Source organism: Brucella thiophenivorans, assembly GCF_002252445.1.
GTDB lineage: Bacteria > Pseudomonadota > Alphaproteobacteria > Rhizobiales > Rhizobiaceae > Brucella > Brucella thiophenivorans.
This window is the reverse complement of record NZ_NNRJ01000015.1, coordinates 542,659-558,242: the sequence shown is the minus strand read 5'-3', so window position 1 is coordinate 558,242 and position 15,584 is coordinate 542,659. Positions and strand designations below refer to the sequence as shown.

Here is a 15,584-nt window from a genome sequence, read left to right as displayed (position 1 = left end):
GACACGCAACCGTGGAATGCCGATAGAGGGGCTATCGATATAGCTGTCATCACTTGGACAGCTTCTGACTTGCGCTGCGAGGGGATTACATGAACTACGCCGCTGGAACAGTCCTATCTGGTCTGGGAGCACTTTTTGCTGTGCTTCTGGCCGGATTTTCTCATGATGAGCTGTTTAGAATCCATATGTGGATTCTGTTCGCAACACTTGCCATCTTCACCATCCTTTTGATGCGCAACGCCGATTACGGCCTGACGCCCAAAAAAGTCGATCAGTCCACCTATATGGATGGGCCGATCCGCTACGGCGTCATCGCAACCGTGTTCTGGGGCGTGGTCGGCTTTCTCGTGGGCGTCCTCATTGCAGCACAGCTTGCCTTCCCGGATCTCAATCTGGAACCCTATTTCAACTTTGGCCGTCTGCGTCCGCTGCATACATCGGCGGTAGTTTTCGCATTTGGCGGCAACATCCTGATCGCATCATCGTTCTACGTCGTGCAGCGCACCTGTCGCGCACGTCTGGTCGGCGGCGATCTCGCATGGTTCGTGTTCTGGGGCTATAATCTGTTCATCGTGATGGCTGGCACCGGCTACCTGCTCGGTATCACGCAGTCGCGTGAATATGCAGAACCCGAATGGTATGTCGACATCTGGCTCACCATCGTCTGGGTCGCCTATCTGTTCGTATTCATGGGAACGGTGCTGAGGCGCAAAGAGCCGCATATCTACGTGGCAAACTGGTTCTACCTGTCGTTTATCGTCACTATCGCCATGTTGCACATCATCAACAATCTGGCGATCCCGGTTTCCTTCCTTGGCGTGAAAAGCTATTCGGCCTTTGCAGGCGTTCAGGATGCCGTGACGCAATGGTGGTACGGCCATAATGCGGTGGCATTCTTCCTGACCGTACCGTTCCTTGCGATGATGTATTATTTCGTACCAAAGCAAGCGAACCGTCCGATTTACTCCTATCGTCTATCCATCGTGCACTTCTGGTCCATCATCTTCCTGTATATCTGGGCTGGTCCACACCATCTGCACTATACTGCTATTCCTGACTGGGCGCAGACGCTCGGTATGGTGTTCTCCATCATGCTGTGGATGCCTTCATGGGGTGGCATGATCAATGGCCTGATGACGCTTTCAGGCGCATGGGACAAGGTGCGTACCGATCCGATCATCCGTCTGATGGTTGCAGCTATCGCCTTCTACGGCATGGCAACATTTGAGGGTCCGCTGCTGTCGATCAAGGCTGTGAACTCGCTCTCGCACTATACCGACTGGACCATTGGTCACGTTCACGCCGGTGCGCTTGGCTGGAACGGCATGATCACATTTGCGGCTGTCTATTACCTGACACCAAAGCTTTGGAACCGTGAGCGGCTTTATTCGGTCCGCATGGTCAACTGGCACTTCTGGCTCGCCACACTCGGCATAGTTCTCTATGCCGCAGCGATGTGGGTTGCCGGTATCCAGCAGGGTCTGATGTGGCGCGAATACGACAGCCAGGGCTTCCTCGTCTATTCGTTCGTCGAAACGGTTGCGGCCATGTTCCCTTACTACGTCATCCGTACGCTTGGCGGCGTGCTCTACCTGACCGGCGGTCTGGTGATGGCATGGAACGTCTACAAAACCATTCGCGGAGACCTGCGTGTGGAAGCACCGATGGATGGTAGCCGCCTTGTAGCCAATCCAACTCTGCAGCCCGCAGAATAAGGAGTGTGATTTATGTCTTTTCTGAAAAAACACTCCACGCTGGAGAAAAACGCAACATTGCTGCTGATCGCCTCGCTCGCCGTGGTGACTGTCGGTGGTATCGTTGAAATCGCACCCCTTTTCTATCTCGAAAACACGATCGAGAAGGTGGAAGGGGTTCGCCCCTACTCACCGCTGGAGCTTGCGGGACGCGATATTTATGTCCGCGAAGGCTGCTATCTCTGCCACAGCCAGATGATCCGCCCGTTCCGCGATGAAGTGGAGCGTTATGGTCATTACAGTCTGGCGGCAGAGTCCATGTATGACCACTCGTTCCAGTGGGGCTCCAAGCGCACAGGGCCTGACCTTGCCCGCGTTGGTGGCCGCTATTCCAATGAATGGCACGTACAGCATCTGGTGCGTCCGCGTGACGTGGTGCCGGAATCGGTCATGCCAAGCTATAGCTTCCTGCTGAAGAAGCCGCTTGTTACCGGCACGATCGCCGACAACCTTAAGGCCAACATTGCCGTTGGCGTGCCTTACAGCCAGGAAATGGTCGACAACGCACTTGCCGATCTGAAAGCTCAGGCCGAACCCGATGCCGATACAACCGATCTTCTGGCACGCTATCCAAAAGCGAAAGTCGGTGATTTTGACGGCAACCCGCAGGTGATTTCCGAAATGGATGCGCTTATCGCCTATCTCCAGATGCTCGGAACGCTTGTTGATTTTTCGACCTACGATCAGTCCCCCAAAGCTCGATAAAGCGGAGATATAGCCATGGATTACAATACCCTGCGCACTTTCGCCGATAGCTGGGGCCTGCTCGGCATGGCGCTCTTCTTTGTCTTTGTCATTCTTTTTGCTTTCCGCCCCGGAAGCAAGAAGAAGGCGGATGAAGCGAAGGAAATCCCATTCAAGGACGACAAAAATGACTGACAAAAAGATTGATGAAGTCAGTGGCGTAGAAACCACCGGGCATGAATGGGATGGCATTCAGGAACTCGACAATCCTATGCCACGCTGGTGGCTGTGGACGTTCTATGCAACGATTGTCTGGGCAGCAGCCTATGTGATTGCTTATCCCGCATGGCCTCTTATTTCCAGCTCAACCGCTGGCCTCACCGAGTGGTCCAGCCGTGGCGATTTCTGGAAGGAAAACGCAGAGATCGCGGCAAGCCGTCAAGGCATTATCGATCAGATCAAGGGCAAGGATGTGCATGAGATTCTGGCCGATGAAAATCTGCGCCAATATGCGATTGCCGGTGGCGCCGCCGCCTTCCGCGTTAATTGCGTGCAGTGCCACGGCACAGGTGCGCAGGGCGCGCCGGGCTATCCGAACCTCAACGATGACGATTGGTTGTGGGGCGGCTCTGTCGACGACATCTTGACGACCATCCGCCATGGCGTGCGCTCGACCGACGATGCGGATACACGTATTTCGGAAATGCCTGCCTTTGTCGATGTTCTTGAACCAGAACAGGTTCGTGACGTGAGCGCCTATGTGGTAAGCCTTTCCGGTACGCCACATAACCCTGACATGATCCCGGCGGGTAAGCAGGTTTTTGCTGAAAACTGTGCCGTCTGTCATGGCGAGAACGCCAAGGGTCTGCGCGAATTCGGAGCACCTGACCTGACCGACGCGATCTGGTTCTATGGTTCGGGCGAAGATGCGATTGCCAAGCAAGTAGCTCGTCCTAAGCATGGCGTCATGCCCGCCTGGGAAGCACGTCTGGGCGATGCAACCGTCAAGCAGCTTGCCATTTTCGTGCACTCACTGGGTGGCGGCGAATGACAAAACTGGCCCCGGCAACGGGGCCAGCGAATTAAAATCTGGCTTCGGTTAAACGGCAATCGGACTTCAGATTTCAGGTCACTGCATTGGAACGGACGGCGAATAACCACCCCGCTCTCAAACATTGCAAGTGCGATCCACCCGGTAAGCCAGCTTCTGTCTGTCCGGCATCGCACTTGAGGAGCAAGGCAAATGTCAGATGATGTCGAACGGATAGACGTTCAGGCAGTCAATTCCCCCAAGACCCGTCTCCCTAAAAGTGGGAAGTCGCTTTATGCGGCGCGGGTGAAGATATTCCCGAAGCGCGTACAGGGCACTTTCCGCCGCTTCAAATGGATCATCATGTTCATCACATTGGCGATCTATTATCTGACACCTTTTTTACGCTGGGATCGTGGCCCCTATGCACCCGATCAGGCAGTGTTACTGGATCTTGCCAATCGCCGTTTCTATTTCTTCTTCGTGGAAATCTGGCCGCAAGAATTCTACTATGTAGCAGGCTTGCTCATCATGTCGGGCCTCGGACTGTTTCTGATCACATCAGCAGCGGGCCGCGCATGGTGCGGTTACACCTGCCCGCAAACCGTCTGGGTCGATCTTTTTTTGGTTGTCGAGCGTGCCATAGAAGGCGACCGCAATGCCCGGATGAAGCTCGACAAAGCGCCTTGGAGTTTCGACAAGGTCTTAAAGCGGGTCACCAAGCACGCGATCTGGATAGTGATTGGTATTCTGACTGGCGGCGCATGGATTTTCTACTTTGCCGATGCACCGACGCTGCTCGTGGATTTCGTAACAGGACGTGCAGCACCCGTTGCCTACATCACCGTCGCGATTCTTACCGCCACCACCTATATATTTGGCGGACTGATGCGTGAGCAGGTCTGCACCTATATGTGCCCATGGCCACGTATTCAGGCAGCGATGCTTGATGAAAATTCGCTGACCGTCACCTATAATGATTGGCGTGGCGAACCGCGTTCACGACATACGAAAAAGGCCATCGCAACAGGGGAAGCAGTGGGCGATTGCGTCGATTGCAATGCCTGTGTAGCTGCCTGCCCGATGGGTATCGATATTCGCGACGGTCAGCAGCTTGAATGCATCACCTGCGCGCTCTGCATCGATGCCTGCGACAGTGTCATGGACAAGGTTGGCAAAGAGCGTGGGCTGATTTCCTATGCCACATTGGCCGATTATAATGCTAATATGGACCTTGCCACCAACAATGGCACAGCACCGATCAATCCGGCACGGGTCTATGACGCGCCGAACAAGCTGTCTCCAGCGGTTGAACATCTTTCATGGAAGAAGGTTCTTCGCCCGCGCACGCTGTTTTATTTCATCGTCTGGGCGCTGATTGGCCTCACACTGGTTATTTCACTGTCGATGCGTCAGCGCATAGGCATCAATGTGCTCCATGATCGCACGCCGCAATATGTGCTTTTGTCAGATGGTTCGATCCGCAATGGCTATACGGTCAAGCTGCTCAATATGATCCCTGTGCCACGCACCTTCCGCCTTTCCATTGAAGGCTTGCCCGGCGCATCATTAACCGTGCAGGATGAAACGGAAAATGCCAGCGGCGATTACGACATTCCCGTCGAACCGGACCGACTAACTACACTACGTGTTTTTGTCACCATACCACATGATGCGATTACCGATACGCGTGCCGACTATGCAATCGAAGTGCGTGACGCGGACGGCGCGGAACATGCACGTTACAAAGCAATCTTCATGGCCCCAGAAACGGCAGCAGGGAAGAGATAATGTCAGCGAAATCGAAAACTTCAGGAACATTCACCGGACGGCACATGCTGTCAATCATGGTGGCTTTTTTCGGCGTCATCATCGCTGTCAATATCACCATGGCTTATAATGCGATCAGTAGCTGGAGTGGACTGGTGGTGAAAAACACTTATGTCGCCAGCCAGGAATTCAATGACAAGGCCGAAACCGGCAAAGAGCAGGCAGCGCTTGAATGGCAACAGACTGCGACTTTTGCCGACGGTATTTTCACCTATAAGCTGACTGACCGCAACGGCACCCCTGTGCAGATCACCGGCGGCACAGCTGAGTTCAAACGCCCTGTTGGCGACGTAAATGATACAAAAGTGAAGTTGAGCGCCAATGGATCAGGCCTTCTCAGTTCCCCGCTTGAACTCGACGAAGGCGCTTGGATCATGGAAGTGAACAGCGATGCCGGACTTGATGATCCGTATCGCCATATCGTCCGTATCCTCATTAAGGATGGGAAAATGCAATGAGCTGCTGCGTTGAAAATGCCCAGCTTGCAACTGTAGCCCAAGTGCTATCGCCAGAAGAAATGCAGCTTGCCAGCCGCAGCCTTGGCGATGGATTGCGCCAGCTCGATTTGTCGGTTCCAGGTGTTCATTGCGGACTTTGTATCAAGACCATTGAGGACACCCTCGGAAAACTGCAGGGCATTCACTATGTCCGGGTGAACCTCACAGCGCGCCGCGTCTCGCTGCGCTGGCAAGACGGTGAAACGCCTCCTGATGTTGTCGATCAATTGCGCAGGCTTGGCTATGAAGCGCATATTTTTGATATGACGCAGGACAAGGATCCGACATTTAATCGCCTTCTGATCGCGCTTGGTGTTGCAGCCTTTGCGTCGAGCAACGTGATGCTGCTTTCGGTTGCCGTCTGGTCGGGTGCAGATGCCGCAACACGCGATCTGTTTCACTGGATTTCGGCGCTTATTGCGCTTCCGACCCTAATTTATTCGGGCCGCATCTTCTATGTCTCGGCATGGAATGCGCTCCGCATGCGTCGCGTGAATATGGATGTGCCGATTGCGCTCGCCATTTCGCTTGCGTTCGGCATGAGCGTTTATGAGACGATGAACCATGGCCAGCACGCTTATTTCGACGCTTCTGTCTCGCTGTTGTTCTTCCTGCTGATTGGCCGCACGCTCGATTATCTGATGCGCGCACGCGCACGCTCCGCCGTGCGAGGTCTTGCCCAGTTAAGCCCGCGTGGTGCTGTGGTGATCAGCGACAATGACGAGCGCAACTATCTGCCGGTCAATGAAATCCGCCCCGGAATGCGGATCATCCTTGCCGCAGGCGAACGTGTGCCTGTTGACGCAAAAGTCGAAGACGGTCGTTCAGAGCTTGATTGCGCGATTGCATCAGGCGAAAGCGATGCGGTTCCAGTCGGTCCCGGCTCAGATATTCGTGCAGGAACGATGAACCTCTCAGCGCCGCTCGTCATTCGCGCAACGGCTGAAGCAAAAGATTCCTTCCTCGCCGAAATGGTGCGTCTGATGGACGTTGCCGAAGGTGGTCGCGCTTTTTATCGTCGTCTCGCTGACCGGGCATCGGAACTATATGTGCCTATGGTGCATACAATTGCCTTTGCGGCCTTTGTCGGTTGGATGATCTATACCGGCGGCGACTGGTATCGCTCGATCTATATCGCGATCTGCACGCTCATCATCACCTGCCCCTGTGCGTTGGCGCTTGCGGTGCCAATCGTTCAGGTGGTGGCAGCCCGTCGCTTGTTTGAAAACGGCATCATGATCAAGGACGGCTCCGCCATGGAACGCATGGCGGAAGTAGACACGGCCGTATTCGACAAGACAGGCACGCTGACACTTGGTCAGCCTCGCCTGATCGATCTTGATGCGATCAACCCGAACAATCTCGAGATCGCGTCCGAACTTTCGCTTTACTCGCGTCACCCGCTTTCGCGGGCGCTTGCGCTGTTTTCAGGTGCAAAGCCAATGACTGCCTTCACCCGAATTGAGGAAGTTCCGGGCGCGGGCATTGAAGCCGAACTGAACGGCACGATCTATCGGCTTGGCAAGCGCGAATGGGCAGACAGCGATGCGAATGCGGCTGCTTCCGATGGTCCTGAAACCGGCCTCTCCATCAATGGCAAGCTGGTTCAAAATTTCCGCTTTGAAGATCAGCCGCGCGAAGACGCAGCAAGCGCCATTGGCGCGCTGAAACGCAATGGCTTGAAGCTGGAAATCATTTCCGGCGATAAATTGCCAGCGGTGAAAAAGCTTGCCGGTTATCTTGGTGTCGATACTTATCGCGGGGAAGTTCTGCCTGCCGATAAATCGGAACTTGTGCATGGTCTTGCGGCTGATGGTCGTAAAGTGCTGATGGTTGGCGACGGCTTGAACGACGCCCCTGCCCTTGTTGCAGCGCATGTTTCAATGGCACCGGCAACCGCTGCCGATATTGGTCGTAACGCTGCCGATTTCGTATTCCTGCGCGAAAGCCTCGCCGCCGTGCCGCTGGCTTTTGCGGTGTCCAAAGAGGCAGGCCGGTTAATCAGCCAGAACTTCGCACTTTCCATCGGCTATAATATCATTGCCGTGCCGATTGCGATTTTCGGCTATGTGACGCCATTGGTGGCCGCACTTTCGATGTCGCTGTCCTCTATTGTGGTTGTCAGCAACGCGATGCGGCTGAGGGCCGGAAAACAAAAACAGCGGGTCCAAACCACTGTCGCACCTGCTGCTATTCTTAAGGAAGCGCACAAATGAGCGGACTGCTTTTCCTTATTCCTATTGCGCTTGGCCTGGGTGTTCTGGGCCTCGCAGGCTTTCTATGGTCGCTGAAAAATGGCCAGTATGACGACCTCGACGGCGCCGCCAACCGCATTTTGATCGATGATGACCGCTTTCCCGCAAAGAAGGATGAATCGTTATAACAGAATCCCGATTATGGATTCTGAGTCGTTATAACTTAACACCCCCTCCCCCGCGCTTTGAGCGCTAGCCCTTTATCAGAATAGCGCGGAGATCATTGACATTGGTGCCGGTTGGCCCCGGCATAAACAGATCACCGATTGCATCAAAAGCGCTCCATGCATCATTGGCGTTAAGCCGTGCAGCGCCATCTTCGCCAGCCTTTTGCAGCCGCGAAACCGTTGTCCCATCCGCAAAGGCACCTGCATTGTCTTCCGAACCATCGATGCCATCCGTATCCGCAGCCAGTGCGTGAATATTCCCATAGCCATCAATATCAAGCGCAAAGGACAGCAGAAACTCGCTGTTGCGGCCACCCTTGCCGCTTTTGGCGCGGATGGTGACGGTGGTTTCGCCACCAGAAAGCAGCACAATCGGCTTTTTAAACGGGCGATCACGATCCGCCACTTCGCGCGCGATTGCTGCATGAACATGCGCCACTTCGCGTGCTTCACCCTCGATGGAATCGGACAGGATCACCGCCTCGACCCCATGACGCTCGGCTTCCTTTACGGCTGCTTCCAGCGAAACAGCAGCGGACGCAATCACCCGCACTTCGTTTTCGGCAAAGATTTTATCATCGGGCTTCGGCGCATGAGCCTTCTCGCTTTTGATATGCGCGACAACGGCATCTGGAAGTTCAAGCTTGTAACGTTCAATGATCTTTAACGCTTCGTCGCGGCTCGTTGCATCAGGCACGGTCGGGCCAGACGCGACAAAGGCCGGATTGTCGCCGGGAATATCCGAAACCACCAGCGAGAAGACTTTTGCCGGATGGGCGCAAGCTGCCAGTCTTCCACCCTTGATAGTCGAAAGGTGTTTTCGCACCGCATTCATGGCCGAAATCGGCGCACCGGAAGCCAGCAATGCCTTGTTGACTGCGATCTCGTCCTCAAGTGTCAGGCCTTCTGGCGGCGACGGCAGCAAAGCGGACCCACCACCGGAAATAAGCGCTACTACAAGATCATCTTCTGTGAGGTTTGATACGGCATCAAACAGCCGCTTTGAGGCCGCAAGGCCGGCATCATCAGGCACCGGGTGCGATGCTTCAATGATTTCAATAGTGTTGCAAGGCGCACCATAGCCATAGCGCGTGACGACAATGCCTTCGATTGGTGCGTCCTCGCCCTCATGCCGCTCGGCCCATGCGCGTTCGAAAGCGGCTGCCATCTGTGCCGAGCCTTTGCCAGCACCAATCACAATCGTCCGGCCCTTGGGCTTTGCAGGCAGATTGGCGCGGATCACCAGTTCAGGATCAGCAGCCGCAACCGCTGCATCAAACAGGCTGGTCAGAAACTTCTTCGGATCGTTGATGGCAGTCATGAGATTCCCGATATTATTGTTATTTCACAACACTATTTCGTGCTGCGCATATAAAAGCAATGGAGCCAGCCATCTCCCTCCAGATCGCCAGCTCTATGTTCTCCCCTCCAGAGAATTAATCTCTTGAATTAAGCCACGTCGTGATTGGCCATGCGCTCCAGCGCGCGCACCAGACCGGAATGATCGAGACCATCATCGCCATGCGCTGCGCAGGAGTTGAACAATTCCTGTGCCATGGAAGTATTCGGCAACGAGACGCCCAGCGCTTTTGCGCCCTGCAAGGCCAGATTCAAATCCTTCTGGTGCAGCGAAATGCGGAAACCCGGATCGAAGGTGCGCTTGATCATGCGTTCGCCATGCACTTCTAGAATGCGCGATGACGCAAAGCCGCCCATCAGCGCCTCACGCACCTTAGACGGATCGGCCCCTGCTTTCGAAGCAAAAACCAGCGCTTCCGCCACGGCTTCGATGTTGAGCGCGACGATAATCTGATTGGCGACTTTGGTCGTCTGTCCATCACCGCAATCACCCACCAGCGTGATGTTTTTACCCATCAGCTTTAACAGCGGCAATGCCTTGTCAAAGGCGTCCTGTGCTCCGCCTGCCATGATGGACAGGCTGGCGTTCTTTGCACCGACCTCGCCGCCCGATACCGGCGCGTCGATATATTCCGCACCCGTTGCGCGAACCTTTTTGGCAAATTCTTTGGTTTCAATCGGCGAAATCGAGCTCATGTCAATGAGCATCTTGCCTTTGCCAAGCCCCTCTGCAACGCCGCCTTCGCTAAAAAGAACCTCTGCTACCTGTGGCGTATCCGGCAACATGAGAATGATAGTTTCGCATTCGGCTGCGACTGCCTTCGGCGTTTCAAGAACGCTCAACCCTGCATCCAACAAGTCCTTGTGCGTTGGTTGTTTGTGCTTTGAAGTGAAAAGCTGGTGGCCCGCATTTTGCAAATGCTGCGCCATTGGCTTGCCCATGATCCCAAGCCCGATGAAGCCAATTTTAGCCATATCAAATCTCCCTATGCAGTAAGCCGTTCGGCTTCATTATGTTTGAACCAGCCAAGCCCTTCCTCGGTCGTGGTCTTTGGCTTGTATTCGCAGCCGATCCAGCCCTTGTAGCCAGCATTTTTCAGCGCTTCGAACACATGTGGATAGTTGATTTCGCCGGTTCCTGGCTCATTACGACCCGGATTATCAGCAAGCTGGATATGTGCAATCAGCGGCTTGTAGCGCTCATAAGTGGCGATCAGTTCGCCACGTGTGCGCTGCTGATGATAAAGATCATATTGGATAAACAGGTTGTTGCTACCGACTTCATCAATGATCGAAACGGCTTGCTCGACCGTGTTGAGGTAAAAGCCCGGAATATCATAGTGGTTGATCGGCTCTATTAATAAGCGTATGCCGTGCTTGCCAAGTTCGCGCGATGCAAGTCGCAGATTGCTGACAAATATTGCACGCAATGCATCGCGGTCCACACCCTGCGGCGCAATACCGGCTAGGCAATTGACCTGCGAGCAATTGAGCGTCGCGGCATAGTCGATAGCATCCGCCACACCGCGCCGGAATTCATCTACTCGGTCAGGAAGAACTGCAATCCCGCGCTCACCACCAGCCCAGTTGCCCGCTGGCAGATTGTGCAGCACTTGCGCCAGATTGTGCTTATTCAGTTCTCCTTTCAACTCATGCCTATTAAAGTCATAGGGGAAGAGATACTCCACCCCTGTGAAACCGGCTTTCGCTGCCAGTGCGAAGCGATCCATGAATGGCACTTCATTGAAAAGCATAGTCAGATTGGCTGCAAATCTTGGCATAGCCCATTCCTCCGAAATTAATCTAATAAAGCCGCAATCGCAGTCGGCGCATCTTCGCCACGTTCTGCCAGTTCCTCAAATTCGACAACCTGATCAATGTCGGCTCCCATGGAGATATTGGTGACACGTTCGAGAATGAATTCAAGCACAACCGGCACCTGATGTTCTTCCATCAACGCCTTTGCCTGTTCAAAGCTCTCGGCAAACTGGTTGGGGCTTCGTACCCGGATCGCCTTGCAGCCCAGACCTTCGGCAACCGCCACATGATCAACTCCATAGCCCTTTTCGGCATCACCCGATGCGTTGATGTTATCGAACGCAAGACTGACCTCGAAATCCATATTGAAGCCGCGCTGCGCCTGACGGATCAGGCCGAGATATGAATTGTTCACGACAACATGAATGTAAGGCAGCTTGTGCTGTGCGCCGACCGCCAGTTCCTCAATCATGAACTGGAAATCATAATCGCCGGACAGGGCAACGATCGGACGATCAGGGTCGGCTGCACGAACCCCAAGTGCCGCTGGCAAAGTCCAGCCCAAAGGGCCAGCCTGACCACAATTGATCCAGTTGCGCGGGCGATAGACATGTAGGAACTGCGCACCGGCAATCTGGCTCAGACCAATGGTCGTGACATAGCAAGTATCGCGGCCAAAGGCCTTGTTCATCTCTTCATAAACGCGCTGTGGCTTCAGCGGTGTTTGATCAAAATGCGTTTTGCGCAGCATGGTTTTCTTGCGCTCAGCGCATTCCTGCGCCCAGCCGGACCAATCGCGCAGCTTGCCTGCGGTTTTCCATTCAGTCGCCACATCAAGCAGCAGTTTCAGGGCTTTGCCAGCATCTGAAACAATCCCGAAATCGGGAGCAAAAACACGGCCGATCTGGGTTGGTTCGATGTCGACATGGATAAATTTTCGATCCTTTTTATAGGTATCGACATTGCCGGTATGACGGTTCGCCCAGCGATTACCGATGCCGATCACCATGTCAGAGGCCAGCAGCGTTGCATTGCCGTAGCGATGCGAGGTCTGAAGACCACACATGCCCGCCATCAGGCGGTGATCATCCGGGATAACGCCCCAGCCCATCAGGGTTGGGATGACCGGAATGCCGGTGATTTCAGCAAATTCGACCAGAAGATCAGATGCATCAGCGTTGATAATGCCGCCGCCTGCAACGATCAGCGGACGCTCCGCTGCGTTGAGCATGGCAATGGCCTTCTCGGCCTGCGCGCGGGTGGCTGATGGCTTGTAAGCCTCCAACGGCTGATAAGTATCGATGTCAAACTCGATTTCAGCGAGCTGGACATCGATCGGCAGATCGATCAGCACCGGGCCGGGGCGACCCGACTTCATGATATGAAATGCCTTCTGGAAAACAAAAGGCACCAGTGCTGGCTCCATAACCGTGACCGCCCATTTGGTAACGGGGGCCGCAATCTTGGCAATATCGACTGCCTGAAAGTCCTCTTTGTCGAGGCGCGCGCGGGGGGCTTGGCCTGTAACGCAGAGGATTGGAATAGAATCGGCAGAGGCCGAATAGAGGCCGGTAATCATGTCTGTACCAGCCGGGCCGGACGTTCCGATGCACAAGCCAATATTGCCCTGCTTTGCGCGGGTATAGCCTTCAGCCATGTGCGAAGCAGCTTCAACGTGACGCGCCAAAATGTGACGGATCGAACCGCGTGCTTTCATCGCCGAGTAAAACGGATTGATCGCAGCGCCCGGTACGCCGAAAGCGCAATTGATTCCTTCCCTCTCCAACACAAGTACGGCTGCATCGACTGCGCGCATTCTGGCCATAACGACATCCTCCTAAACGGGAAATAAATCCATTTACAGACACTATAATCAAAAAATGGAAATTCATACCATTATATGGAAATAAAGATTTTCAATGAAATGGAGATAATCGACACACACTTTCCGCGTCTTTCAGGATGCGGTAGTTATGAAAGAACAGGGAATCGGAGACGTATGAATGGATCAGTTAAAAGCAAAGCGGGGCCGCAAGGCAGCAGAAAACGCAGCCCCCTCATCCGTTCAGGTTTTGGATCGCAGCCTTAAGCTTCTGGCACTCATTGCCGAAAATGACGGATCAACACTGACCGATCTGGCTGATAGCAGTGGTATGGCGCCTTCGACGGTGCATCGGCTTCTCACATCACTCGCTAATCACAGCATGGTTTCACATGATGTGGAAAGCGGCGATTGGACTATTGGCGTCAAGGCTTTTGAAATCGGCAATGCCTTTCGCCGCTTCCGCAAGCTCGGCACTCTGGCGCGGCCTTATCTCAAGAAACTGATGGAAACGAGCGGCGAGACCGCCAATATCGGCATCGAAGATGGCGGCGATGTTGTGTTTATTTCGCAGATCGAAAGCCACGCGCCGATGCGCGCTTTCTTCCGCCCCGGACGGCGTGGACCGATCCATGCGTCAGGCATTGGCAAAGCTGTTCTCTCCACATGGTCAGATACGGAAATAGCGCACACACTCTCTGGCAGAACACTTGAAAATTTCACGCAACACACGCTCGACACATTGCCTGCGTTGCTCAAAGACATTCAGGCAACGCGCACACGCGGCTGGTCGATTGACGATGAAGAACATACGCTCGGCATGTGTTGTATCGCCGCGCCAATTTTCAACGAGCATGGCGAAGCAATTGCAGGCATTTCTATCTCCGGACCTGCCGTGCGCCTGCCCCGGCAGAAGCTTGAACAGCTTGGGCCGCTCATTCGTTCAACTGCTGATGATCTGACCCATGAGATGGGTGGGAAGCGACCGGAAGAGCTGTAAAGCATGTCTCCCAAAAGTGGGAACCGGTTTTGGGAGACATGCGCTCTAAGAACTAAATAAAGAAAGACCCGCAGCAGATTTCTCCGCCGCGGGCCCTCCCTCTCCCTCCTCCAGAGATTTTTTAAGTCAATTCGGCCTTTAGCGGCTTACCTGCCACATAGGTTTCAACAATGGCGCGGTCATCGCCCAGCGTTTGCAGCAGGAACAATTCCTGCTCAAGCGTCGCGGCGGCTGCCATGCGCAGACGCATCGGCGATGTAGCAGATGAATCGAGCACCACAATGTCGGCTTCCGTGCCTTCATCAAGTGTTCCGATTTTGTCTTCCATCGACAGCGCACGAGCGTTGCCGAGTGTCATCATGTAGAATGACTGGAACGGGTTGAGGCGGCTTCCACGCAATTGCAGCACCTTGTAGCCCTCGTCCATCGTGCGCAGCATCGAGAAGCTGGTGCCGCCGCCGACATCAGTAGCAACTGACATACGCACGCCCGATGCTTTCAGGCGATCACGGTCAAACAGCCCGGAACCAAGAAACAGGTTCGAGGTCGGGCAGAAAACGGCAACCGAGCCGGTCTCTGCCATCACCTTCACTTCGCGCTCTTCAAGATGGATGGAATGACCAAGCAATGTCTTATCGCCAAGAAGCCCATAATGCTCATAGATGCCGAGATAATCCGGCGCATCGGGGTAAAGCGATTTCGTGAACTCAATCTCTTCGTGATTTTCCGAAAGATGTGTCTGGATGAAGCATTCAGGATGCTCGCGTGCCAGAACCTGACTGGCCTCAAGCTGCTCTGGCGTGGACGTAATCGCAAAACGCGGCGTGATCACATAATCAAGGCGATCCTTGCCATGCCAGCGGGCAATCAATTGCTTGCTGTCATCATAGCCCGATTGTGCCGTATCGCAGAGTGCTGGTGGCGCATTACGGTCCATCATCACCTTGCCGCCCAACATGCGCATATTGCGATGTTGCGAAGCGCGGAAATAGGCATCGACGCTTTGCGGATGCACTGAACAATAGGCAACGGCGGTCGTCGTTCCGTGTCGGATCAGTTCGTCCAAAAAGCGCTCAGCGATAAATTCCGCGTGCTGCTCGTCGGCGAATTTCTGCTCTGCCACGAAGGTGTAAGTGTTCAGCCATTCGAGAAGATTGGCCGCATAGGACGCGATAACCTGTGTCTGCGGATAGTGGATATGCGTATCGATAAAACCGGGCATAATCAGATGCGAGCGATGGTCGGCAATCTTTACGTCGCTGCCTGCTTCAGCGCTTATCTCGGCATAATCTCCGAGACGCGCGATGCGGCCATTTTCGACAAGCACGGCTCCATCTTCGATATAGCGATAGGAATGCGCATCATCCAAAGCTTGCGGTTCTTCACGAAAACTCAGCACGCGGCCACGGATGAGAAGTTTGGTCATTG

14 protein-coding genes are annotated in these 15,584 nt (G+C 54.3%); 9 read left to right on the top strand and 5 right to left on the bottom strand.

Annotated features, from left to right (window positions below; genetic code table 11):
- Positions 1–89 precede the first annotated feature (89 nt).
- The 8 genes from ccoN (at position 90) to ccoS (ending at position 8,178) form a co-directional block, all read left to right on the top strand.
- The gene (gene ccoN / locus CEV31_RS07590; RefSeq protein ID WP_094506399.1) at positions 90–1,715 is read left to right on the top strand and encodes a cytochrome-c oxidase, cbb3-type subunit I; all 1,626 of its coding nucleotides are present in this window, start codon (positions 90–92) and stop codon (positions 1,713–1,715) included.
- Positions 1,716–1,727: 12 nt separating this feature from the next.
- Positions 1,728–2,459 (top strand): cytochrome-c oxidase, cbb3-type subunit II, encoded by a 732-nt coding sequence (ccoO, locus tag CEV31_RS07585; RefSeq protein WP_094506398.1) that lies wholly within the window; start codon positions 1,728–1,730, stop codon positions 2,457–2,459.
- Between the two features lie 15 nt (positions 2,460–2,474).
- Positions 2,475–2,633, top strand: coding sequence for a cbb3-type cytochrome c oxidase subunit 3 (locus tag CEV31_RS07580; RefSeq protein WP_094506397.1), 159 nt, complete (start codon positions 2,475–2,477; stop codon positions 2,631–2,633).
- The gene (gene ccoP / locus CEV31_RS07575; RefSeq protein ID WP_094506396.1) at positions 2,626–3,489 is read left to right on the top strand and encodes a cytochrome-c oxidase, cbb3-type subunit III; all 864 of its coding nucleotides are present in this window, start codon (positions 2,626–2,628) and stop codon (positions 3,487–3,489) included. Before CEV31_RS07580 ends, ccoP begins: the two co-directional genes overlap by 8 nt.
- A gap of 192 nt (positions 3,490–3,681) precedes the next feature.
- Positions 3,682–5,259, top strand: coding sequence for a cytochrome c oxidase accessory protein CcoG (gene ccoG / locus CEV31_RS07570; protein ID WP_094506395.1), 1,578 nt, complete (start codon positions 3,682–3,684; stop codon positions 5,257–5,259).
- Complete coding sequence (locus CEV31_RS07565; RefSeq protein ID WP_094506394.1) at positions 5,259–5,756, top strand: FixH family protein; 498 nt, start codon at positions 5,259–5,261, stop codon at positions 5,754–5,756. The genes ccoG and CEV31_RS07565 overlap by 1 nt, the downstream gene beginning before the upstream one ends.
- Complete coding sequence (locus CEV31_RS07560) at positions 5,753–8,011, top strand: cation-translocating P-type ATPase (protein WP_094506393.1); 2,259 nt, start codon at positions 5,753–5,755, stop codon at positions 8,009–8,011. The genes CEV31_RS07565 and CEV31_RS07560 overlap by 4 nt, the downstream gene beginning before the upstream one ends.
- Positions 8,008–8,178 carry a cbb3-type cytochrome oxidase assembly protein CcoS gene (ccoS, locus tag CEV31_RS07555; protein ID WP_064320199.1) on the top strand — a complete coding sequence of 57 codons (171 nt, stop codon included), beginning with the start codon at positions 8,008–8,010 and terminating at the stop codon, positions 8,176–8,178. The genes CEV31_RS07560 and ccoS overlap by 4 nt, the downstream gene beginning before the upstream one ends.
- Positions 8,179–8,242: 64 nt before the next feature.
- On the opposite strand, the gene CEV31_RS07550 is transcribed toward ccoS, so the two are convergent.
- The 4 genes from CEV31_RS07550 to gcl form a co-directional block, all read right to left on the bottom strand.
- Positions 8,243–9,538, bottom strand: coding sequence for a glycerate kinase type-2 family protein (locus CEV31_RS07550; protein WP_094506392.1), 1,296 nt, complete (start codon positions 9,536–9,538; stop codon positions 8,243–8,245).
- Between the two features lie 128 nt (positions 9,539–9,666).
- Positions 9,667–10,551 (bottom strand): 2-hydroxy-3-oxopropionate reductase, encoded by an 885-nt coding sequence (locus tag CEV31_RS07545; RefSeq protein WP_094506391.1) that lies wholly within the window; start codon positions 10,549–10,551, stop codon positions 9,667–9,669.
- Positions 10,552–10,562: 11 nt separating this feature from the next.
- Positions 10,563–11,357, bottom strand: coding sequence for a hydroxypyruvate isomerase (hyi, locus tag CEV31_RS07540; protein ID WP_094506390.1), 795 nt, complete (start codon positions 11,355–11,357; stop codon positions 10,563–10,565).
- A 17-nt stretch (positions 11,358–11,374) separates the two neighbouring features.
- Positions 11,375–13,159 (bottom strand): glyoxylate carboligase, encoded by a 1,785-nt coding sequence (gene gcl, locus CEV31_RS07535; RefSeq protein WP_094506389.1) that lies wholly within the window; start codon positions 13,157–13,159, stop codon positions 11,375–11,377.
- 178 nt (positions 13,160–13,337) lie between these two features.
- Between gcl and CEV31_RS07530 the strand changes: the two genes are divergently transcribed.
- A complete protein-coding gene (locus CEV31_RS07530; protein ID WP_094506388.1) occupies positions 13,338–14,156 on the top strand; it encodes an IclR family transcriptional regulator in 819 nt (272 codons plus the stop codon).
- Positions 14,157–14,277: 121 nt separating this feature from the next.
- Here CEV31_RS07530 and guaD read toward each other — a convergent pair whose 3' ends face one another.
- Positions 14,278–15,582, bottom strand: coding sequence for a guanine deaminase (gene guaD, locus CEV31_RS07525; RefSeq protein ID WP_094506387.1), 1,305 nt, complete (start codon positions 15,580–15,582; stop codon positions 14,278–14,280).
- Between the last annotated feature and the right edge of the window lie 2 nt (positions 15,583–15,584).

What these genes read in the sequence shown, in the direction of transcription:
- CEV31_RS07545 (WP_094506391.1), bottom strand. Translation starts at nt 10,551, where the DNA reads ATGGCTAAAATTGGCTTCATCGGGCTTGGGATCATGGGCAAGCCAATG.
- CEV31_RS07565 (WP_094506394.1), top strand. Translation starts at nt 5,259, where the DNA reads ATGTCAGCGAAATCGAAAACTTCAGGAACATTCACCGGACGGCACATG.
- CEV31_RS07550 (WP_094506392.1), bottom strand. Translation starts at nt 9,538, where the DNA reads ATGACTGCCATCAACGATCCGAAGAAGTTTCTGACCAGCCTGTTTGAT.
- ccoP (WP_094506396.1), top strand. Translation starts at nt 2,626, where the DNA reads ATGACTGACAAAAAGATTGATGAAGTCAGTGGCGTAGAAACCACCGGG.
- ccoN (WP_094506399.1), top strand. Translation starts at nt 90, where the DNA reads ATGAACTACGCCGCTGGAACAGTCCTATCTGGTCTGGGAGCACTTTTT.
- CEV31_RS07560 (WP_094506393.1), top strand. Translation starts at nt 5,753, where the DNA reads ATGAGCTGCTGCGTTGAAAATGCCCAGCTTGCAACTGTAGCCCAAGTG.
- guaD (WP_094506387.1), bottom strand. Translation starts at nt 15,582, where the DNA reads ATGACCAAACTTCTCATCCGTGGCCGCGTGCTGAGTTTTCGTGAAGAA.
- hyi (WP_094506390.1), bottom strand. Translation starts at nt 11,357, where the DNA reads ATGCCAAGATTTGCAGCCAATCTGACTATGCTTTTCAATGAAGTGCCA.
- ccoG (WP_094506395.1), top strand. Translation starts at nt 3,682, where the DNA reads ATGTCAGATGATGTCGAACGGATAGACGTTCAGGCAGTCAATTCCCCC.
- ccoS (WP_064320199.1), top strand. Translation starts at nt 8,008, where the DNA reads ATGAGCGGACTGCTTTTCCTTATTCCTATTGCGCTTGGCCTGGGTGTT.
- ccoO (WP_094506398.1), top strand. Translation starts at nt 1,728, where the DNA reads ATGTCTTTTCTGAAAAAACACTCCACGCTGGAGAAAAACGCAACATTG.
- CEV31_RS07530 (WP_094506388.1), top strand. Translation starts at nt 13,338, where the DNA reads ATGGATCAGTTAAAAGCAAAGCGGGGCCGCAAGGCAGCAGAAAACGCA.
- gcl (WP_094506389.1), bottom strand. Translation starts at nt 13,159, where the DNA reads ATGGCCAGAATGCGCGCAGTCGATGCAGCCGTACTTGTGTTGGAGAGG.
- CEV31_RS07580 (WP_094506397.1), top strand. Translation starts at nt 2,475, where the DNA reads ATGGATTACAATACCCTGCGCACTTTCGCCGATAGCTGGGGCCTGCTC.